The sequence below is a fragment of the Corallococcus sp. AB011P genome (genome assembly GCF_003611605.1).
Lineage (GTDB): Bacteria > Myxococcota > Myxococcia > Myxococcales > Myxococcaceae > Corallococcus > Corallococcus coralloides.
On record NZ_RAVX01000005.1, the window covers coordinates 80,893 to 101,555 of the forward strand.

Annotated in this window: 15 protein-coding genes; 8 read left to right on the forward strand and 7 right to left on the reverse strand. The window is 70.2% G+C overall.

Translation table 11 applies throughout. The features are described 5' to 3' along the window. The first annotated feature begins 58 nt into the window (after nt 1-58). The 3 genes from D7X30_RS16135 (at nt 59) to D7X30_RS16145 (ending at nt 3,596) form a co-directional block, all read left to right on the forward strand. Nucleotides 59-904 carry an NAD(+)/NADH kinase gene (locus D7X30_RS16135; protein WP_120563830.1) on the forward strand — a complete coding sequence of 282 codons (846 nt, stop codon included), beginning with the start codon at nt 59-61 and terminating at the stop codon, nt 902-904. Between the two features lie 61 nt (nt 905-965). Beyond that, entirely contained in the window at nt 966-2,804 is a 1,839-nt protein-coding gene (locus D7X30_RS16140; protein ID WP_120563831.1) for a serine/threonine-protein kinase, read from the forward strand. Nucleotides 2,805-2,816: 12 nt separating this feature from the next. After that, the gene (locus tag D7X30_RS16145) at nt 2,817-3,596 is read left to right on the forward strand and encodes a YdcF family protein (protein ID WP_120563832.1); all 780 of its coding nucleotides are present in this window, start codon (nt 2,817-2,819) and stop codon (nt 3,594-3,596) included. A 3-nt stretch (nt 3,597-3,599) separates the two neighbouring features. Here the strand turns inward: D7X30_RS16145 and D7X30_RS16150 are convergent, their stop codons facing one another. The 5 genes from D7X30_RS16150 to D7X30_RS16170 form a co-directional block, all read right to left on the reverse strand. Next, nucleotides 3,600-5,198, reverse strand: coding sequence for a bifunctional UDP-sugar hydrolase/5'-nucleotidase (locus D7X30_RS16150; RefSeq protein ID WP_120563833.1), 1,599 nt, complete (start codon nt 5,196-5,198; stop codon nt 3,600-3,602). A gap of 163 nt (nt 5,199-5,361) precedes the next feature. Beyond that, nucleotides 5,362-6,108: an MBL fold metallo-hydrolase gene (locus D7X30_RS16155; protein ID WP_120563834.1), complete on the reverse strand. Its 747-nt coding sequence runs from the start codon at nt 6,106-6,108 to the stop codon at nt 5,362-5,364. Continuing rightward, the gene (gene coaD, locus D7X30_RS16160) at nt 6,105-6,602 is read right to left on the reverse strand and encodes a pantetheine-phosphate adenylyltransferase (protein ID WP_120563835.1); all 498 of its coding nucleotides are present in this window, start codon (nt 6,600-6,602) and stop codon (nt 6,105-6,107) included. The genes D7X30_RS16155 and coaD overlap by 4 nt, the downstream gene beginning before the upstream one ends. Then, nucleotides 6,602-7,222 carry a TetR/AcrR family transcriptional regulator gene (locus D7X30_RS16165; RefSeq protein WP_120563836.1) on the reverse strand — a complete coding sequence of 207 codons (621 nt, stop codon included), beginning with the start codon at nt 7,220-7,222 and terminating at the stop codon, nt 6,602-6,604. The genes coaD and D7X30_RS16165 overlap by 1 nt, the downstream gene beginning before the upstream one ends. 96 nt (nt 7,223-7,318) lie before the next feature. After that, nucleotides 7,319-7,855, reverse strand: coding sequence for an adenine phosphoribosyltransferase (locus tag D7X30_RS16170; protein WP_120563837.1), 537 nt, complete (start codon nt 7,853-7,855; stop codon nt 7,319-7,321). Nucleotides 7,856-8,164: 309 nt separating this feature from the next. Between D7X30_RS16170 and D7X30_RS16175 the strand changes: the two genes are divergently transcribed. The 4 genes from D7X30_RS16175 to D7X30_RS16190 all read left to right on the forward strand — a co-directional run bounded on the left by D7X30_RS16175 (nt 8,165) and on the right by D7X30_RS16190 (nt 15,374). Then, complete coding sequence (locus D7X30_RS16175) at nt 8,165-11,428, forward strand: SNF2-related protein (protein ID WP_233591595.1); 3,264 nt, start codon at nt 8,165-8,167, stop codon at nt 11,426-11,428. 158 nt (nt 11,429-11,586) lie between these two features. Next, entirely contained in the window at nt 11,587-13,323 is a 1,737-nt protein-coding gene (gene recN / locus D7X30_RS16180) for a DNA repair protein RecN (RefSeq protein WP_120563838.1), read from the forward strand. Between the two features lie 107 nt (nt 13,324-13,430). Continuing rightward, entirely contained in the window at nt 13,431-14,231 is an 801-nt protein-coding gene (locus D7X30_RS16185) for a Stp1/IreP family PP2C-type Ser/Thr phosphatase (protein ID WP_120564174.1), read from the forward strand. Between the two features lie 225 nt (nt 14,232-14,456). Beyond that, entirely contained in the window at nt 14,457-15,374 is a 918-nt protein-coding gene (locus tag D7X30_RS16190) for a M23 family metallopeptidase (protein ID WP_120563839.1), read from the forward strand. 23 nt (nt 15,375-15,397) lie between these two features. Here D7X30_RS16190 and D7X30_RS16195 read toward each other — a convergent pair whose 3' ends face one another. After that, nucleotides 15,398-16,102 carry a diguanylate cyclase domain-containing protein gene (locus tag D7X30_RS16195; protein ID WP_120563840.1) on the reverse strand — a complete coding sequence of 235 codons (705 nt, stop codon included), beginning with the start codon at nt 16,100-16,102 and terminating at the stop codon, nt 15,398-15,400. An 89-nt stretch (nt 16,103-16,191) separates the two neighbouring features. Then, nucleotides 16,192-17,217, reverse strand: coding sequence for a 23S rRNA (cytidine(2498)-2'-O)-methyltransferase RlmM (gene rlmM, locus D7X30_RS16200; RefSeq protein WP_120563841.1), 1,026 nt, complete (start codon nt 17,215-17,217; stop codon nt 16,192-16,194). A 485-nt stretch (nt 17,218-17,702) separates the two neighbouring features. Here rlmM and secA point away from each other — a divergent pair, with 485 nt between their 5' ends. Continuing rightward, on the forward strand, nt 17,703-20,525 hold the full coding sequence (gene secA / locus D7X30_RS16205) for a preprotein translocase subunit SecA (RefSeq protein WP_120563842.1): 2,823 nt from the start codon (nt 17,703-17,705) through the stop codon (nt 20,523-20,525). Nucleotides 20,526-20,663 lie beyond the last annotated feature (138 nt).

The following is a 20,663-nucleotide window of genomic DNA, read 5'->3' on the forward strand; positions in this document are numbered from 1 at the left end:
CAGGTGCGTCATTTTCCTGAGGAGGACGGTTGGCCGGCTGGACTAGAACCCGGGGGGCGTGCAGACCCTCGTCATCGTCGCGAAGCGAGACACCCCGCAGGCCGTCGCCCTGGCGGCGGAGATTCAACAGCGCCACCCGAACCTGACGGTGCTGGCGGACCGTGCCCTGGCGCATGCGCTGAACTGGCCGCGCATCGAGGACCGCGAGCTGGCGGCCCGCGCGGACCTGGTGGTGGTGCTGGGCGGTGACGGCACGCTCATCTACGCGGCGCGCCTGTTGGGCGGACGCAACGTGCCCATCATCGGCGTCAACCTGGGCAGCCTGGGCTTCATGACGGAAGTGTCCGTGGAGGAGCTCTTCAGCCGGCTGGACGACGTGCTGGCGGGGAACTTCCACGTGGACTCGCGGATGAAGCTGTCCTGCCGGCTCCTGCGTGGGGGCAAGGTCCTCATCGAGGACGAGATCCTCAACGACGTGGTCATCAACAAGGGCGCGCTCGCGCGCATCGCGGACCACGAGACGTCCATCGACGGGGTGCCCATCACCATCTACAAGTCGGACGGCGTCATCCTGGCCACGCCCACCGGCTCCACGGCGTACTCGCTGTCCGCGGGCGGCCCCATCGTGCACCCGTCGGTGGACTGCACCATCCTGTCGCCCATCTGCTCGCACGCGCTGACCCAGCGGGCCATCGTGGTGCCGGCGGACCGCACCATCCGCGTCACGCTGAAGAGCGAGACGGCGGACACGTACCTCACGCTGGACGGGCAGACGGGCCACTCGCTCCAGGGCGGGGACTGCATTGAGGTGGTGCGCTCGCCCAACCGCGTGGGCCTGGTGCGCAACCCGCGCGTGGCCTTCTTCACCATCCTTCGTCAGAAGCTCCACTGGGGTGAGCGCTGAGGCTTTCGGGCCCGGGGGTGGGGCTCCCCTCGGGGGTAAGCGGTGGGGTAGCGTCCGGCCCGTGACGACGGGTGGGCACACGACGCGTTTCGGCAAGTACGAGCTGCAGGAGCGCCTGGGCGCGGGCGGCATGGCCGTGGTGCACCGCGCGCGCTACACCGTGGCGGAGGGCGTGTCCCGGTCCGTCGTCATCAAGCGCGTGAGGGACCCGTACGCGCAGGATCCCGCCTTCGTGCGGATGTTCCTCAACGAAGCGCGCATCTCCATGGGGCTGTCGCACGGCAACATCGTCCAGGTCTTCGACTTCGGGCAGGAGGCGGGGGAGTACTTCCTCGCCATGGAGTGGGTGGACGGGCAGCCCCTGTCCAAGGTGCTCAAGCGCCTGAAGCTGAAGGGGATGGCGCACCTGCCGGCGCCGCTGGCCGTGCAGCTGATGGTGGAGGTCTGCAAGGGCCTGCACCACGCGCACACGCGCCGCGACGAGGAGGGCCGCCCGCTGGGGCTGGTGCACCGCGACGTGTCTCCGGACAACGTCCTGGTGAGCTACGAGGGCGAGGTGAAGCTCACCGACTTCGGCATCGCGAAGGCGCAGTGGGCCGGGCGGCAGGACACGGACGCGGGCGTGGTGCGCGGCAAGTTCCTCTACCTGTCACCGGAGCAGACGCGAGCGGAGGCGCTGGACGCGCGCTCGGACGTGTACACGGCCGGCGTGGTGCTCTTCGAGCTGCTCACCGGCCGCAGACCCGCGGAAGGGGACCAGGCCTCGGTGATGGAGCGCATCGCCACGGGCGACCTGACGCCCCCTCACGCGCACGTGCCGGACCTGGATCCGTCGCTGGGGGCGCTGGTGTCGCGAGCGCTGGCGCTGAGGCGGGATGACCGCTTCACGAGCGCGGAGGACTTCCAGCGCGCGCTGGCGGAGTGGCTCGCGTACCGGGCGCCGCTGTTCCCCGCGTCCACGCTGCGCCACCTGATGGCCTGGCTGTTCGAGGAGGAGTTGAAGCTCGCGGGCCAGCCGCCGCGGATTCCGGAGTCCTTCCTGCGTCAGGTGGCGGTGTGGACGGGGGAGGGCGGTCCGGCGGGAATGGACGAGCCGGAGCGGGCGTCCGCGGTGCACCGCGCGCACGCCGAGGCGTTCCCGGAGGAGAACGTGCCCGGGGCGCTGGTGGGCGGAAGTCCCGCGGCGGACATGGGCGCGGGCGTGCCCGGCTGGGTCTGGGCGGCCGTCATCGCGGCGGCCGTCATCTTCTTCGTGGGGCGGGCGGTGATGCCCGACATGTCGGAGCCCCGCTCGCGCAAGCTCCAGGTGGTTTCAGTGCCGCCGGGCGCGGAGGTGCGCTGGGACGGCAAGCAGGTCGGCATGACTCCGACGGTGCTGAACGTCGCTTCGGGAGAGGACTCGCACCAGTTGGAGCTGCGGTTCGTGGGGTACCAGCCGTGGGCGACCACCGTGTCGCAGGCCGCCGTGCCGGAGCGTGTGCAGGTGTCCCTGGAGCGGCTGCCGCCTCCGCCTCCTCCGCCGGAGCCGGTGGTGGAGGCACGGGTGCCGGAGCCGCAGAAGGCGGGCGCCCGGAAGGGCGTACCGAGCGTCAACGCCCAGAGCGAATCGCACGAGGCCCTGGATTGGATCGCGGAGTCTCCGGGCGCGGGGGCGGAGTACACGCTGGGCGTGGAGCTGCTCGTGGCGGGCAAGCCAGGGCAGGCCAGTGGGAAGTTCGGGACATGCCTGCGGCTGCTGGAGACGGCCGCGGAGTGCCATCTGGGGATGGGGCGGGTGGGCGCGCGGACGGCCAGGGCGGGGGTGGCCGTGGAGCACTACCGGCGCTACCTGCAGTTGCGTCCGCGAGGGGCCGGCGCGGCGGAGGCCCGGCAGTACATCAAGTCCCGGTCGGGTCGGTAACGGCGCTCAGCGATGTTCCTCGTCCTATCGAAGCTGTTGGATCTGCTGCTGTCCCCGCTCACCTGGGCGCTGTTGTTCGGCGTGGGGGGCGTGGTGCTGCGCCGGTGGAAGCGCCTGTCGCTGGTGTCCCAGCTTCTGGCATTGGCCGTGCTGTACGTGTTCTCCATCGAGCCGACGGTGGCGCTGCTGACGCGCGCGACGGAGGCGGACGCGGTGAGCACGTACCGGCCGGACACCGTCTACGACGCGGTCATCCTGCTGGGCGGAGGGCTGGACGCGGCGGCCACGGAGCGCTCGGGGCACCCGGAGTACAACGCCGCGCCGGAGCGGATGATGCGCACCTTCGAGCTGCTGCACGACGGCCGGGCACGGCAGGTGCTGATTACGGCCGGCAACCTGGACGCGAGGCCGGAGGCGGTGGTGGAGGCGGACGTGCTGGCCGCGCAGCTGGAGCACTGGGGCATCGCGCCCGAGCGAATCGTGAAGGAAGGGCGCAGCCGCAACACCCGCGAGAACGCGCTGGAGTCGGCGCCGCTGGTGCGCGCGCACGGCTGGAAGTCGCTGCTCCTGGTGACGAGCGCCGCGCACTTGCCCCGAGCGGCCGGCTGCTTCGCGGCGGTGGGGCTGAAGGCGGACACGCTCGCGGTGGACCTCCGCTCCTCGACGATTCCCCCCGCGAAGCTGAGCTGGCTGCCACGCACGGGAGCGCTCAACCAGAGCACGGACATGCTGCGCGAGCTGGCGGGGCGGGTCGTCTACCGGGCGAGAGGCTGGACCGCGCCCTGGCGGTAGGCGCTACTTCATCGTCGGATGCGCGCGCAGTCCACCCCTGGGCGCGCCGATGACCGTGATGCGTCCCTGGGGCTTCGCTCGCGGCGCGGGCTTGCCGGTGCGGAACGCGGTGCCGAGTGCTTCCCACGGCGACACATCCAGGCCCCTGGGCACCGCGGGCAGGTCCTTGAACATGGAGTAGCCGTCGTTGCCCTGCGCCACGAAGCTCAGCGTGGCCAGCCGGTACACCGCCGCGTCGTCCAGCGGCTTGCCCTTCACCTCCACCTTTGTCACCCGCGCGCCCGGCGCTTTGCGCAGGTCGTAGGTGAAGCGCAGGCCGGACACCTGTGGGAAGCGGCCAGGCGGCTTGCCGTCCAGGCTGCTCAGGCTGACGCCGTTCTCCAGCGCCGCGCGCAGCACCGCCCCCTTCACCATCAGCACCACCAGCTCGTTGCGGTAGGGCATGAGCGAGTACAGCTCGCGCCGGGTCATCGTCCCCGCGGGCAGCACCCGGTCCGCGCGGATGGCGCCCCCGTTCACGAGCGCCACGTCCGCGCCCATCGCCTCGCGGAACGCATCCGCCAGGAACGAGCCCAGGTTCGTCTCCCCCATCCGGTTCTGCGCGCTGCGCGCCTCCAGCGCCACCGGCGAGCGGCCAATGCGCTCCGCCAGCGTGGCCAGCAGCGGCGCATAGGGCTTCATCTGCGCGTCGAACGCCGCGTCGTCCGGAGTCTTCGAGGTGATGGGAATCACCTTCCACGCGAGCTTCTTCACCGCGCCCGTCTTCGCGTCCAGGTCCAGCGTGACGCGGCCCAGGTCGATGGCGTCCTCGTCCAGCTTGAAGATGGGCGTGCCCGCGACGGTCTCCTCCACGCGGTCGTGGTCGTGCCCGCCGATGATGAGGTCCACGCGCACGCACCTCACAAGCTCGCGGTCCTGCTCCACCGTCAGGTGCGTGAGCCCCAGCACGAACTGCGCGCCCGCGGCCCGCAGCTCGTCCACGGAGCGCTTCGCCGCCTCGCAGTACGGCGTGATGCGCGTGTCCTTGCCCGGCTTGGACGAGGTCTGCGTCTCCGGCAGCACCACGCCGAAGATGCCCACCTTCACGCCGCCCACGTCGCGGAGGTCCCACGCCTTGAGCCCGTCGAACACCTGCCCCGACTTCACGCTCATCACGTTGGCGCCCAGCCACGGGAAGCGCGACTGCTGGAGGCGCGCGCGCAGCACGTCGTCCCCGAAGTCGAACTCGTGGTTGCCCACCGTGGAGTAGTCCAGACCGAGCGCGTTCCACGCGTCGATCATCTGCTTGCCCTTGAGCGCCTCGCCCGCCACCTCCGCGGACGACTCCACCGAAGGCGAGAGCGTGTCGCCCGCCAGCAGCGTGAGGACGTGCGGCGACTCCTTCAGCGCCTGCTGCTTGAGCGTGGCCACGCGCGACAGGCCGCCCCGGTTCCGGGCGGTGGGCTGGAATTGGTAGACGTCGTTGAGGTGGAGGATCGTGAGGCGGACGGTGTCAGGGGGAGGCGTCGGCTCGGCGGCCCCGGCGGCCCCGGCTGAACGAGTGGCCAGCACCAACACGAGCGGCAGCAGCACCGCCCAGGTGCTCACGGTCTTCTTCATCATCGGACAGTCGTTCTCTTGCGGGGGCACGGGGGGAGCGCCAACCCGTCTCGGCCTAGCGCACTCGGCGCGTGAAGGCGAGCGGACCGGACATGGCGCAACGCGCAAGCCCCAAGCCCTTCTTCCCGGTGGATGAAGGGCGTCCAACCAGCCACGCGCTCCGTCCTCAGACGGTGTAGCGCCGGCCCTGCACCAGCGGCTCGATGACGCTGCCGCTCGTGTCGAACAGGTCCGGATAGTGGATGAGGCGCATCTTCGCGCGAGTGGCCTCCGGCAGCACCGCCAGCTTCTCGTAGGGCGTGTGCACGCCGTAGTTCGTCTCGTGGATGACCAGGTCCGCCTCGGACAGCCAGGAGATGAGCCCCTCGTCGAACGCGGTGTCCGCGCTGTAGCCCAGGCACCGGCCCCCGGCGCGGATGCGGAACGCGGTGGTGGGCACGTGGTGATAGGTGAAGCGGCACTCGATTTCGAACGGGCCGTGCTTCACCGCGCGCTCCAGGTGCAGCGGCGTGTGCGTGAAGTAGTCCTCGAAGTGCTTGTGGCTGGGCCCAGCGCCCTGCTGCTCGATGAGGCACTCCATGCCCGCGGCCAGGTGGCCCTCCCAGAGGCGGCGCGTGACGCTCGGGTGCGCGAGCAGCTCCATCTTCCGCTGCAGCACGAAGAAGGAGAAGTACGCCAGGCTCTCCAGGCCAGAGGCGTGGTCCGCGTGCAGGTGCGTGAGGGCCACGGCGCTGACGCGCTCCACGTCCAGGTGCACGCCGGAGGACTCGGACGCCTCGCGCATCATCTTGCGGATGGGGTGCGGACAGTCGAGCAGCAGCACCTGGTCCTCCGCCTCCAGCGCCAGGCACGACGAGTAGTAGAGCGCGGAGAAGGCATCACCGACGCCCAGGGGGATGAAGGACAGGCTCATGGATGGCTCCGGAGGGAAGGGGACAGCCGCTCGCGCAGCTTCGCGGCGACGGCGGGAGGGCAGAAGGCGGACACGTCCTCGCCGCGCGTGAGGCGCTCCTTGAGGGCGCTGCTGGACACCTCCGCCAGGTGCGCCTCCGCGGGCAGGAAGAGGGTGGACAGCTCCGGCGCGAGCGCGCGGTTCATCTGCGCCAGCTCCGTCTCGAACTGCGCATCGGTGGCGCCGCGCACGCCGCGCAGCAGGACGCTCGCGCCAATCTCCCGCGCCAGCTCCACGATGAGCCCTTCGGTGAAGGTGACGGAGACGTTGGGATGCCGGGCCACGGCCTCCCGGATGAGCGCCATGCGCTCCTCCGCGGTGAGCAGCGTGTGCTTGTTCGGGTTGACCGCGACCACCACGACGACGTGGCTGAAGAGGCGCGCCGCCTGTCGCACCACCGACAGGTGTCCCGCCGTCACGGGGTCGAAGCTGCCTGCGTAGATGGCGATGGTCATCACGACACCTCACGGTCCGGTGAAGAAGAAGTCGCCGCGTCCAGAAGCCCCGCGGCCATGCGCTTCACGGTGCCCGCCGCGGAGCCAGGGGGCACGAGCCCGGGCGCGCTCGCGGACAGCACGAAGTACCCCTGGATGGCGGCGAACAGACCCGCGGCCAGCGGACGCGCGCGGCGCTTGCCCACCACCGCCGCGACCAGCGACTCCAACTGCTCCAGGTCCGCGCGCACCACCTCTTCGTAGGCGACGCGCACCTCCGGCTGCCGGATGGCCTCCGCGCTGATGGTGACCCAGCCCGCCACCGCCGCCACGTCCGCGTCCGGCCCGGTGGCGAGGAACGCGTCCACGAACGCCTCCACCCGCCCGCGAGCGTCGTCCGGGGCGAGCTTCGCCACCCGGGTGCTGAACCGCTGCCGTGCGCGAGCCGCCAACGAGCGCACCAGGGTCAGGAGGATCTCCTGCTTGTCCTCGAAGTGGTAGTGCACCAGCCCCGCGCTCAGGCCCGCCGCGCGGGCGATCTCCGCCACGGACGCGCCCTCGTAGCCACGCTCGGCCATGGCCTTGAGCAGTCCGGCGACAATCTGTTCCCGGCGCGCTTCGGTATTGGAGGGACGAGGCATGGCGCGGTCTTGTTTGTAGGTTGTTTGACCAACTTATAAACAGGGCCGGCGCGGGCGTCAACCGGACGTGAAGTCCGGAAGTCGCCGGGCGGAGGGCTAGAAGCGGAGGACGGACGTCACCTTGTCCGGCCCCAGCCGCTTCGCGCCTTCCAGGAAGTCGAGCGTGATGAGGAAGCTGTAGCCGACAATCTGCCCGCCCAGCCGGCCGATGAGCCGGCCCGTGGCGTCGGCGGTGCCGCCGGTGGCGAGCACGTCATCCACCACGAGCACGCGCTCGTCCTTGAGGATGGCGTCCTCGTGCATCTCCACGCCGTCCGCGCCGTACTCCAGCGAGTAGCGCTCCACGATGCGCTTGTGCGGGAGCTTGCCGGGCTTGCGCGCGGGCACGAAGCCCGCCTCCAGCGCCAGCGCGATGGGGGCGCCCAGCAGGAAGCCGCGCGACTCCACTCCCACCACCTTGGTGATGTGCTGGCCCCGGAAGGGGGCGGACATGGCGGTGACCACCCGGCCGAAGAGGCGCGGGTCCGCCAGCATGGGGGTGATGTCCTTGAAGACGATGCCGGGCTTGGGGAAGTCCGGCACATCCCGCAGGACGGCCTGGAGGTCGGAGACGAGCGTGGGGTCTAGGGACATGGGGGTGGGCTCCGGAGGAGGACGGCGGCGTTTCAGCCCGGGGGATGACACCCGGGGTGGACCTGGGACCCAGGGTACCCGGCCCGGGTGACAGCCGGCCTGGCGGGCCCCTGGACGCAGGGTCCCAGGGCCAACGGCCGGAGGATGGGCGGACTGGGACGGGACCGGGACATGGCGGACGTTGATGATCTCACAGCTTCGCGCCGCCCGGCCGCATCGGCTGGCGGACGCCATATTTTTTCCCGCGCGCGGGGATCCCCTCACTGTGTTAAGCGAGGCGGTTCCCCCCGACCAAGGAGTCTGGGGCCCTTGCAAGCCGTGCAAACCACCGCTGACACCCGAGACCCTCTCTCCCCCCAGGACGGACTCTGGCTCCGCGCCCTCAAGGCCGAGGTCGAGCCCACCACGTTCAAGAAAGGCCGCGAGGTGGCCGAAGGCCGCCGCGTCTTCGGCCTCACGCGTGAACCCGAACGCATCCGCGCGCAGGTCGCGGGTCTGTCCGGCGAGCGCTACGACGTGGCCCTGATTCCTGGAGAGGGAAAAGTCGTTTCCTCTTGCACCTGCCCGGTGTGGAACACCACTGGCCCGCATTGCGAGCACGTGGTCGCCGTGGCACTCATCTACGCGGCCCGCTTCCGGCCACCGCCGCCACCGCAGAAAGCGGCGCCGCCTCCGCCGCCGCCCGAACCCGAGGACATGGGGCCGGACGACGAGGAGGAGATTCCCGGAGGCGGAGCGCCGGGGATGGAAGGCGTCAGCCTGCCCGCGCTCGCCAAGGTGGAGAGCTGGCTGGGCCTGTCCTCACTGCCCGACTACGAGTTCCTCTACCGGCTCACCCCCGCGAGCACGGGGGCGGGCGGCTCCAACAACCGCCACTGGGTCGTGGACGTGCGCCGTCAGGACGCGCAGACCAAGGGCCCCGTGCACGTGAAGCGTCTGCTCCAGGCAGGCAGCCGCATCGCGCCCGCGGACGAGCGCATCTTCATGGTGCTGTCGCGCCATGAGCACCGCTACGACTCGCGCATCGTCCTCTCCGACGAGGACCTGTGCGAGGTGCTGGAGCTGTTGCGCCAGCGCCGGGTCATCTACCGGGGCACGCCGCTCGTCTACATGGAGCAGCCCGTGCGGCCGCAAATCCATCTGGAGTCGCGTCCGGATGGCGCCACCGCGCAGATTGAGCTGCTGTTCCCGGACGGCGTGGGCTACCCGCTCAAGGACGTCATCGTGCTCGCGGGCCGGCGCACGTACGTCATCCAGGCGCAGAACCTCCACGCCGTGGAGCCGGACTTCCCGCCGCGCTTGCTGCGCAAGTGGCTGCTGGAACCGACCATGGCCTTCCCGTCCGGGCAACTGGACCGGGTGCTGACGTTCTTCGCCGCGCACCTGCCGCGCTTCCGCATGTCGTTGAAGGCGGACGACATCGAAGTGGACGAGTCGGTGGAGCCGCGCTTCGTCGTCACACTGGAAGGCGCCGCCGAGCGCGTGAAGGTGCAGCTGGCCGCGAGATACGGCCAGACGACGGTGGCGGTGTCCCCCACGGCCACGCACCTGGGCTACGCCAGCGGCGTGGGCGACGACTCGCGCAAGCTGTACCGCCGCCGCGATGAGGTGGAGCGCGCCGCGGGCAAGGTGCTGCTCGACCAGGGGCTGCGCTTTGATCAGGCCTCGCAGGCGTTCGACGCGACGGGTGACGTGGCCCTGGAGTTCTGGGCGCGCGGCCTGGCGAGCCTTCCCGCCGAGTGGGAGCGCTACGGAGTGTCGGCGCCCAAGGTCCGGCTGCGCCCGAAGCTCAAGCCGCGCATCCGCGTGGGCATGAGCGGCGTGCAGTGGTTCGACCTGGACGCGGAGTTCGTCACCGACGACCAGGCCGTGGACCTGGGCGCCGTGCGCATGTGGCTGGACTCCGGCCGCAAGTTCATCCCCCTGAAGGACGGCTCCTTCGCGGAAGCGGACGTCGCGGAAATCAAGCGCGTGGCGGACCTCCTGGAGGAGGCCGGCGCCATGCCGGGCCGCACGCGCACGCGGCTGCCGCTGCACCAGGCCGTGGCCCTGGACCTGCTCGCGGACCTGGGCGAGTTCACCGAGGTGGAGGCCAAGGCCCGTCAGGCCATGCTCGCGCTGCGCGAGTCCGCCGGCGTGCCGAAGGTGGCCGTGCCGGAAGGACTCCAGGCCACGCTGCGCCACTACCAGGAGGCGGGCCTGTCCTGGCTCTGGTTCCTCCGGCGCCACGGGCTGTCCGGCATCCTCGCGGACGACATGGGTCTGGGAAAGACCATCCAGTCCCTGAGCCTGATGCAGAAGGTGGCCAACGACGAAGGCCGCAAGCCGTCCCTGGTGGTCGCGCCCACGAGCGTGCTCGCCAACTGGGAGCGCGAGGCGGAGCGCTTCACGCCGGGCCTCAAGGCCATGGTGTGGCACGGGCAGGACCGCCGCGAGCGCGCGGAGGACCTGAAGGGCATGGACCTGGTGCTCACGTCGTACGCGCTGGTGCGCCGCGACCTGGAGCAGCTGTCCCAGGTGGGCTTCCGCTACGTCATCCTGGACGAGGCGCAGAACATCAAGAACGCGGACAGCGCCACCGCGCAGGCGTGCAAGTCGCTGCCCAGCGAGACGCGCCTCGCGCTCACCGGTACGCCGCTGGAGAACCGCCTGTCGGAGCTCTGGAGCATCTTCGACTTCCTGATGCCCGGCTTCCTGGGCAGCGCGGAAGGCTTCAGCGACCGCTACGAGCAGCCCATCCAGGTGGCCAACGACGCCACCGCGAAGGACCGGCTGCGCCGCCGCATCCAGCCGTTCATCATGCGCCGCCTCAAGACGGAGGTGGCCAAGGACCTGCCGCCGAAGACGGAGAGCGTCGCGTGGTGCGAGATGGAGCCCGGCCAGGCCGCGCTCTACCGCGAGGTCCTGGAGGAGAGCCGCCGCAAGGTGAACGAGTCCATCGAGAAGGTGGGCTTCAAGCGGAGCCGCGTCTCCATCCTCGCCGCGCTGATGCGCCTGCGTCAGGTCTGCTGCGATCCGCGTCTGCTCAAGATGCCGCCCGGCACGCTGCTGCCGTCCAGCGCGAAGCTCGAGCGCTTCATGGAGCTGGTGGCGGACCTGGTGGCGGAAGGCCACCGCGCGCTCGTCTTCAGCCAGTTCACGGAGATGCTGGAGCTGCTCAAGCAGGAGGCGGACAAGAAGGGCCTGCGCTACCTCTACCTGGACGGCCGCACCAAGGACCGCATGGGCAAGGTGGACGAGTACAACCGCCCTGACGGCCCGCCGCTCTTCTTCATCAGCCTCAAGGCGGGCGGCACCGGCTTGAACCTCACCGCCGCGGACTACGTCATCCACTTCGACCCGTGGTGGAACCCCGCGGTGGAAGACCAGGCCACGGACCGTACGCACCGCATCGGCCAGACTCGCGCGGTCATCAGCTACAAGCTGATTACCCGCGGCACGGTCGAGGAGAAGATCCTCAGCCTCCAGCGCCGCAAGCGGGAACTCGCCGCGGGTGTGCTGGGCACGGATGGGGACGACATGGGCCGCACCCTCACCGAACAGGACATCCAGGAGCTGTTCACCGAAATCTGATGCGACTCGGGGAGTGGGAGATGGTTGTGGCGCCAACAGGCCACGCCCTCCCACTCGCCCTCCCACCGTCCGCCCGACCCGAACACCTGTGCAGTGTCACCAAGACCTGCTAGGGTGTTCAGGTGTTGGGGCCGTCGTACGGACCGCGGAGGGCGTGCGTGCTGCTGGGTCTTCGGATTTCGAACGTAGCGGTGATTGAGGAGGTGGAGGTCGCGTTCGGCGCGGGCCTCACCGTCCTCACGGGTGAGACGGGTGCCGGCAAGTCCATTCTGGTGGACGCGCTGGGCCTTCTGCTCGGGGGCAGGGCGGATGCGGACGTCATCCGTGCGGGCTGCGAGGACGCGGCGGTGGAGGGCGTATTCGCCCGGACACCGGTGCTGGCCGCGCGCCTGGAGGAACTGGGCCTCCCGGACCTGGGAGAGGAGGTGCTCGTGCGCCGCGTGCTCGGGCGCACCGGGCGCGGAAAGGTCTACGTCAACGGCGCGCTGGTGACGCTGGGCGTGCTGGGGAAGCTCACCCGGGGCGCGGTGGACATCGCCGGCCAGCATGAGCACGTGAGCCTCTTCGACTCCGGGCTGCACCGGGTGCTGCTCGACAAGTACGGCCGCCTGGAGGAAACGCTGGCCGCGTACGGCCGCGAGTGGGCGAACCTGCGCGAAGTGGATGCCCGCATGGACGCGCTGGGCGGAGACGACGCCAAGGTGCGCGAGCGCGCGGAGTTCCTGCGCTTCCAACTGGACGAAATCACGCGCCTGGACCCGGAGGCCGGCGAGGACGTGAAGCTGGACGCGGAGCGCCGGCGGCTGGGCAGCGCGCAGAAGCTCAAGCGTCAGGGCGCGGAGGCGGAGCTGCTGGTGTCGGGCGAAGCGCCGTCCGCGGTCGAAATCGTGGGGCGCGCGCTGGGGCTCGTGCACGAGGGCGTCAAGTGCGACGCGACGCTCGCGCCGGTGGCGCAGTCGCTCAGCACGGCGCTGTCGGAGCTGGAGGAGGCCTCGCGCCGGCTCAACCGCTACGTGGAGGGGCTGGAGTCCGACCCCGGGCGGCTGGGCGAGGTGGAGGAGCGGCTGGACGCGCTCAAGCGGCTGTGCCGCAAGCACGGCTCCACGCTGGACGGCGTCCTCAAGAAGCGCGGCGAGCTGGAGACGGAGCTGGGCACGCTGGAGAACCGGCGCGAAATCCTGGAGGAGCTGAACCAGGAGCGGAAGCGCGTAGAGGAGCGGGCGCGCAAGGCGGCGCTGACGCTGTCCCGCGCGCGCAAGGCCTCCGCCGGGGCCTTCTCCCAGCAGGTGCGCGAGGGCCTGGGCGGGCTGGCCATGGGCAAGGCCGCCTTCGAGGTGCGTGTCACCGCCGGGGAGACGCTGCGTCCGGACGGCATGGACGAAGTGGAGTTCTTCTTCAGCGCCAACCCGGGTGAGCCGGCGCGGCCCCTGGCCAAGGTGGCCTCGGGCGGTGAGGCGAGCCGGCTGCTGCTCGCGCTCAAACGTGCACTGGCGGACAGTGACGCGTGCGGCTGCTACATCCTGGATGAAGCGGACGCGGGCGTCAGCGGCGCCATCGCGGACGTGGTCGGCCGGATGATTCGCGAGGTCAGCTCCCACCGTCAGGTGCTGTGCATCACGCACCTGCCCCAGGTGGCGGCCTACGCGGACGCGCACCTGCTCATCCGCAAGAGCGTGAAGGGCGAGCGCACCGTGTCCCAGGTGCTCCCGCTCTCGGCGGGCGCCGAGCGCACCCAGGAGCTGGCGCGCATGATGTCGGGCGTGGAGGTCACCCGTGAGGCGTTGGGCGCGGCGGAGGCGCTGGTGCGCTCGGCCCACCGGGCCACCCCCCGCGCGCGCCGGGAGACCGGCCCGGAAGGCAACAGCCCCCGGGGGCGGATGCGCCGGACGGCCTGAAATGGGGGCCTACCAGGTAGGGGTGACCCAGGGGGAGGGGCATGACGCACCGCGAGTTTTCGTCCGCGTCCTTGCCCCCACTTATGGGCTCACATAGCATCCGGCCCGTGTCCAGCACCGCAGGGCAGACCGCGGCCCCCCGCCATAAAGTCATCTCCGCTGGCCTGACGGACGTCGGGCGCAAGCGCAATCACAACGAGGACAGCTTCCTCATTGACGATGAGCTCCAGCTCTACGTCGTGGCGGACGGCATGGGTGGGCACGCGGGTGGTGGTACCGCGTCGCGCATCGCCGTCGAGACCATCGACAAAGAGCTGAGGCGCGCGCGTGAAGGGCGGGACAACCCCTTCGTCAGCGTTCCCAACCTCCAGGATTCGCCCATTCCGGAAGCGCTCCGGGGCGCGGTGGAGAAGGCCTGTCAGGCCATCTACCTCACCGCCCAGGATGACGCGCGCCTGTCCGGCATGGGCACGACAGTCATCTCCCTGGTGGTCCGCGACGAGCACGCCTTCTTCGCCCACGTGGGTGACAGTCGCGCGTACCTCATCCGCGGGGACCTCATCCAGCAGATCTCCGAGGACCACTCTCTGGTCAACGAGCAGATCAAGGCGGGGATGATCACACCGGAAGAGGCCAAGCACTCCCGGTACAAGAACATCATCACCCGCTCCGTCGGCTTCGAGGAGGAGGTCCAGGTGGATGTCATGGGGCTCGTGTCCGAGCCCGGTGACGTGTTCCTGCTCTGCTCGGACGGCCTCGCGAACATGCTGGAGGACCGGGAGATCCACGACACCGTCGCGCGCCACGCCAACCTGGAGGAGGTGCCCAAGCACCTCATCGACCTGGCCAATGAGCGCGGCGGCGACGACAACATCAGCGTCATCGTCGTGCGCATGCAGGGCGGGTAGGGCCCGGACTCGGGGCGCGATTGGGGCGCGCCCTGGAGTCTGTTGACCTTGACACTCTTCAAATGCGGATGATAGCTGCCCCAACCTTTCCACTTACTGAGAATCGCCAGTGGGTGACGGTGCGGGAGGGGCGGCGGGTGGGGGAGGTGTTGCGAGCGCGGGGAGCGACTTAGCTTCTGGCGCCGGAAGTCCCACGTAGAGAAAGAGTTTCCCCAGGAGTGGTCCGTGGCCAAAAAGTCCTTCACGCTGATGGTCATCCCGGACCACGACGCTCCGGTGAAGCGCTACACCATCCAGCGCTCCTGGCTGGTGCAGGTGGGCATGGGCGTGATGCTGGTGGCGGGCCTGGGCGCCGGTGCGAGCATCCACTACCTCCAGGTGGCGGCGGACGCGTCGGAGAACCGCATCCTGCGTGAGGAGAACCTCACGCTGCGTTCGCAGCTGAAGTCGGTGCGTGAGCGCATCGAGCACATCGGTTCGACGCTGGACCGCGTGGAGCGTTTCGACCAGAAGCTGCGCGCGGTGACGTTGCTGTCGGATCCGCAGCGCAACCTGGCCATGGGCCCCACGGAGCCGGAGACCGGCACCGCGGCGCCCGCGACGGACACGCAGTTCACCCAGCTGACCACCACGGACACGCCCAAGATGATGCTGGGCCGCCTGGACCGGCTCTCCGCGGAGGCCACCCGTCAGGAGCTGAGCCTCCAGGACCTGCAGGCTTACTTCCAGGACCAGAAGTCGCTCCTGGCCTCCACGCCGTCGGTGTGGCCGGCGCGCGGCTGGGTGACCAGCGATTTCGGTCAGCGCCTGGACCCGTACACAGCGGACCGCGTGACGCACGCGGGCCTGGACATCGCGGCCCCGCACGGCAAGGAAGTCTCCGCTCCGTCTGACGGCACGGTGGTGTTCGCGGGCCTGGAGGGCGGGTACGGCAACGTGCTCGTCATCGACCACGGCTACGGCATCAAGACGCGCTACGGCCACCTGTCCAAGATTTTGGTGAAGGCCGGGGACCGGGTGAAGCGCGGCTCGCCCATCGCGGCGGTGGGCAACACCGGCCGCTCCACCGGCCCGCACCTGCACTACGAGGTGCGCGTGAACGGCGTGCCACAGAACCCGCGCAAGTTCATCCTGGAAGAGTAGGCGTCGGGTAGCTCGGGGACGCCTCAGGTTCCTTCCGGCTCCGGAAGGAACGCGTCCAGGCGCAGGCGCCGCCGCTGAAGGCCGTGCGTCCGCCCGGTGCGCTCCATGATGTAGGCCCGCTCCACCTCCGCCCACAGGAGCGGCCCCAGCACCTGCCAGTGCGACGGCTGGTGCACCGTCAGCTCCAGCAGCGCCACGGTGAAGCCCGGCACGTCGGTGCCAGAGGCGCCCGGAGGCAGCGAGGGGCGCAGGTCCTCCGCCAGCCTCGCGCGAGTCGTCTCCGCGCTGTCCTCGCGCACGGTGAGCTGGGACGTGGGCAGCAGCAGCACCGCGAAGCCGTCCGGCTGGAAGCGCACGATGCGCGCGCCCGGGTACTGCGCGGCCAGCGACGCCACCACGCCCTTGAGCAGCGCGTCCCCGGCGGGGAAGCCGAAGCGCGCGTTGAAGTGGATCATCTCCTTCACGTCCACCATCACCGCGCCCACGCGCCAGCCGTCGTGGTGCGCGTGCGTGGACAGGTCGAACTCCTCCTTGAGGAGCGTGCCCTGGGTGAGCGCCAGCACGTGCATGGCCCCGGTGGCATCCGGTTGGCCGCGCCGGCGCTGCTCGGCGGCGATGAGCTCCTGGGCGGCGGCCTGCGGTGCCTCCTGGGCGTGCCCCGGGCGCGCGGCCCGGGGGTGGAGGGCGACGAGGGCGGTGGCGGTGGCGTCGTCGAGTGAGTAGGGCATCGTGTCCGCGTGTGTAGCGCGGACACGCCGCGGGCGCAGGAAAGCTTCTCCCCACGCCCGCTCCGTCGCCTTCAGCGCATCCGGAGCCCTCAGCGCATCCGATGCGCCGTGACGGTCACCTCGTCCCGGTCATGGTAGAGCTGGCGGACGGTGAGGCCCTCCCAGCCCCCGTCCTCCACGAGCGTCTGGCGCACGCGCAGGAGCAGCGGGTTCTTGTCCTTCATGGGCAGCTTGATGTTGGCCACCAGGTTGCGCGCCCAGCGGCGCCGGCCCCACTTGGCCAACAGCTGCGCGACCTCCAGGGGCCGCCACGCCATGTCGCAGAAGAGCCAGTCCGCGGACTCCTCCGGGGCGTAGGCGAAGGCGCTCTCCTGTACGTGCTGGACGCGCGGGTTCTTCGCCAGCTCCGGCATCAGCTTCGCCGGGTCCACCGCCACCACCCGCGCCCCTCGCGCCACCAGCCGCTGCGTCCAGCCGCCCGGCGCCGCGCCCAGGTCCACGCAGACGTCGCCGCGCCCGGGCTCATGCGCCAGCCCGTCCAGCGCCTCCTCCAGCTTCATCGCCGCGCGGGAAGGGGACTCGCCCGCGCGCTTCATCCGCCTCCGCCCGCCCGGGGCAAGAGACAGGGCTTCCCGGGCGCTCACCGCGCCCAGCATCAGCACTCCGTCCGGCGCGACGCACAGGCCCACCAGCAGGGCGCCCGCCTCGCGCGCCCGGCCGTCGTCCTCCAGCAGGCGTCCCGCGGGGAGCGCGGCTCGCACCGCCGCCTCCAGGGCTTCCGCGCGGCCCGCCTGCGTGTTGCCCTTCGCGCTGTCCGGCGTGTAGGCCCTCAGGAGCCAGGGCACGCGAGAGGGCAGCCCGGACATCGCCGCCACCAGGTTCTCCACCGGCACCTGGGCTCCACCCGGGGGCGCCCAGGTGGCGATGACCCGCTCCACCGCCCGGCCAAAGGCGGGGGGGACCTCCGGCCGCTGTTCGGATTCGACCAGGGCCGGCCCCAGGAGGCGGGGACCCGCTCCAGCCCAGGTCAGCTCCTCGAACAGGTGCGACTCGAAGCCCTCCCGGCAGGTCCACAGCCACCGGCCCGGCTGGGCCGCCAGCGTCTGTGCGGGCATGGATGGCACGCGCGCCCGAGGTGGGATGCGCGGCGCGGGTGAGGCGATGGGGGCCGGGGCGGAGCGTCCGGGGCCACCGGCACGGGGTGTGGGGGCGGGCTTGCCGCTGGTCTTGGGACCAGGCTTGCCGCCGGACTTGGGGCCAGGCTTGCCTCCTGGACGGGGGCCGGGCTTGGGGCCGGGCTTGCCTTGAGAGGGGGGACCCGAGCGTGAAGCCTTGCCGGGACGGGAGGGGGCGCCTGGCCGGCGGGGGCCCGGGGAGGAGCGGCCGGAAGAACTCTTCGCGGCGCGGGGACGGTGAATCTGCTTAGGGGACATTGCGTGGACTCGGTTCCGCTTTACTCTGGGCCACCGCGCGCCGGGCGGCCAGCCGAGAGGAAGTTTCGGGGGGCGCGCGTGGTTTTGGTCTGGTTCTCCCTTACATCTCCTGGGAATTCCCTTCACTCGCCGCGCTCCTTCGTGGATCCTCCGGCGAGAGAGCCAACATGATTGAATGGACGCTAAAGAAGCTCATCGGGACCAAGAATGAGCGCGAGCTCAAGAAAGCCCGCCTGAAGGTCGCCCGCATCAACGAACTGGAAGGCCGCATGAAGGCCCTCCAGGACGACGACTTCGCGCGCGAAACCGCCCGGATGAAGCAGGAGATCGCGAACGGCAAGCCGCTCGACGACCTGCTCTTCGAGGCCTTCGCCCTCACCCGTGAGGCGGCGAGCCGGGTCATCGGCCAGCGCCACTACGACGTGCAGCTCATCGGCGGCATGTTCCTGCACGAGGGCTGCATCGCGGAGATGCGCACTGGTGAAGGCAAGACGCTCACCGCGACGCTGCCCTCCTACCTCAACGCCCTGTCCGGCCGCGGCGTTCACGTCGTCACCGTGAACGACTACCTGGCCCGCCGCGACGCGGAGTGGATGGGCCGCGTCTACAAGTTCCTGGGCATGACGACGGGCTGCGTGCTCCACGAGCTGTCCGACAAGCAGCGCCAGGAGGCGTACCGCTCGGACATCACGTACGGCCAGAACAACGAGTTCGGCTTCGACTACCTGCGCGACAACATGAAGTTCCGTCTGCAGGACTACGTCCAGCGCGAGCTCAACTACGCCATCGTCGACGAGGTGGACTCCATCCTCATCGACGAGGCCCGTACGCCGCTCATCATCTCCGGTCCCACCGAGGACAGCACCGACAAGTACTACCGGGTGGACCAGGTCATCCCGGGCCTCGTGCCGGACCAGGACTACACCCTGGATGAGAAGCACCGCTCGGTGGCCCTCACCGACGACGGCATCGACAAGCTCCAGAAGCGCCTCAGCGTCGGCAACCTCTACGACCCGGGCGAAATCGAGACCCTCCACCACGTCGAGCAGGCCCTGCGCGCGCACACGCTCTACAAGCGCGACAAGGACTACGTGGTGAAGGACGGCGAGGTGCAGATCGTCGACGAGTTCACCGGCCGCCTCATGCCGGGCCGCCGCTGGTCCGACGGCCTCCACCAGGCCATCGAGGCCAAGGAGGGCGTGAAGATCGAAAACGAGAACCAGACGCTCGCCACGGTCTCGTTCCAGAACTACTTCCGCATGTACTCCAAGCTGTCCGGCATGACGGGCACCGCGGACACGGAAGCCGAAGAGTTCGCGAAGATCTACAACCTGGACGTGCGCGTCATCCCGACGAACCGCAACGCGCAGCGCCGCGACGAACAGGACGTGGTCTACAAGACGGAGCGCGAGAAGTTCGAGGCCGTCGCCGCCCAGATTGAAGAGCTGAACAAGGCCGGTCAGCCGGTGCTCGTGGGCACGGTGTCCATCGCCAAGAGCGAGGTGGTGTCCAACTTCCTCAAGAAGCGCGGCGTGGCCCACAACGTCCTCAACGCCAAGGCGCACCAGCGCGAGGCGGACATCGTCGCGCAGGCGGGCCGCAAGGGCGCGGTCACCATCTCCACCAACATGGCCGGCCGCGGCACGGACATCCTCCTGGGCGGCAACGCGGAGGTCATGACCAAGGGCGAGATGGGCGCGCCGCCGGAGCCCCCGGAGGCCGTGGACGGTCAGCCGCTGGACCTCACCGGCTACCAGGCGGCCCTGGCGGACTACGAGAAGCGCTTCGCGGAGACGAAGGCGAACAACGAGGCGCTCACCAAGCGCGAGCGTGAAGAGGTCATGGCCGCCGGCGGCCTCTTCATCATCGGCACGGAGCGCCACGAGTCCCGCCGCGTGGACAACCAGCTGCGTGGCCGCGCCGGCCGCCAGGGTGACCCGGGCGCCAGCCGCTTCTTCCTGTCCCTGGAAGACGACCTGATGCGCATCTTCGGGTCCGAGCGCATCCAGATGCTGATGGAGCGCCTGGGCATGGAGGAGGGCGAGGTCATCGAGCACATCTGGCTCTCGCGCGCCATCGAGAGCGCGCAGAAGCGGGTCGAAGGCCACAACTTCGACATCCGCAAGAACCTGCTCGAGTACGACGACGTGATGAACCAGCAGCGGCGCACCATCTACAAGCTGCGCCGCCAGGTGCTCGCGTCGGGCGCGGGCATCCCGCTCGTGGAGTACGAGGAGGACGTGAAGACGCGCGTGAAGACGCGCTCCGAGCGCGTCATCTCCTGGGCGGACTTCCGGGAGATGGTGCTGGATGCCGTGGAGGACGTCGTCGTGTCCATGACGGACACCTACGCCCCCACGCGCAGCTCCGACACCTGGGACATCGCCTCGCTGGCCAACTCCGTGAAGGAGTCGCTCAACCTGGAGATGGCCTTCGAGGGCGTCGGCAACCGCGACGAGCTCCAGGAGCAGATCTACGCCGCGGCGGAGAAGGTCTTCACCGCCCGCGAGCAGGAGTTCGGCGAAGACTTCATGCGCTTCCTGCAGTACCGGTACCTGGCCACCATCGACCAGCTGTGGAAGGACCACCTGCTGGCCATGGACCACCTGCGCCAGGGCATCGGCCTGCGCGGCTACGGCCAGAAGGACCCGAAGCAGGAGTACAAGAAGGAAGGCTACACGGGCTTCATGCAGATGCTGGACGCCATCAAGACGCAGTTCGTCAGCCAGATGATGCGCGTCCAGGCCCGCTCCGCCTCCAACGCCGCGGAGGAGACCGCCCGCATCCAGCGCCAGCTGGCCCAGCAGCAGAAGAAGGCCGTGGAGGGCCGCGCGGACGCCGAGGGGAAGCTCGAGGAGGCCACCGCCACCCCGGTCGCCCAGCGCGAGGCCGCTGGCGCCCCCAAGCCCGTGGGCCGCAACGAGCCCTGCCCCTGCGGCAGCGGCCGCAAGTACAAGAAGTGCCACGGGGCCAACGAAGCGAACCCCTGAGGCCGCTGAACACCTGATGGAAGCGCCCTCCGGCGCGGTCGCCCTCCCCGGCAAGGGGAGTGGGGGCCGCGCCGGTCGCCTTCCTGGAGGGGAGGGGAGCAACCCCGGGCCGGTGGGAGCCGGACGGACGGTGTGCCG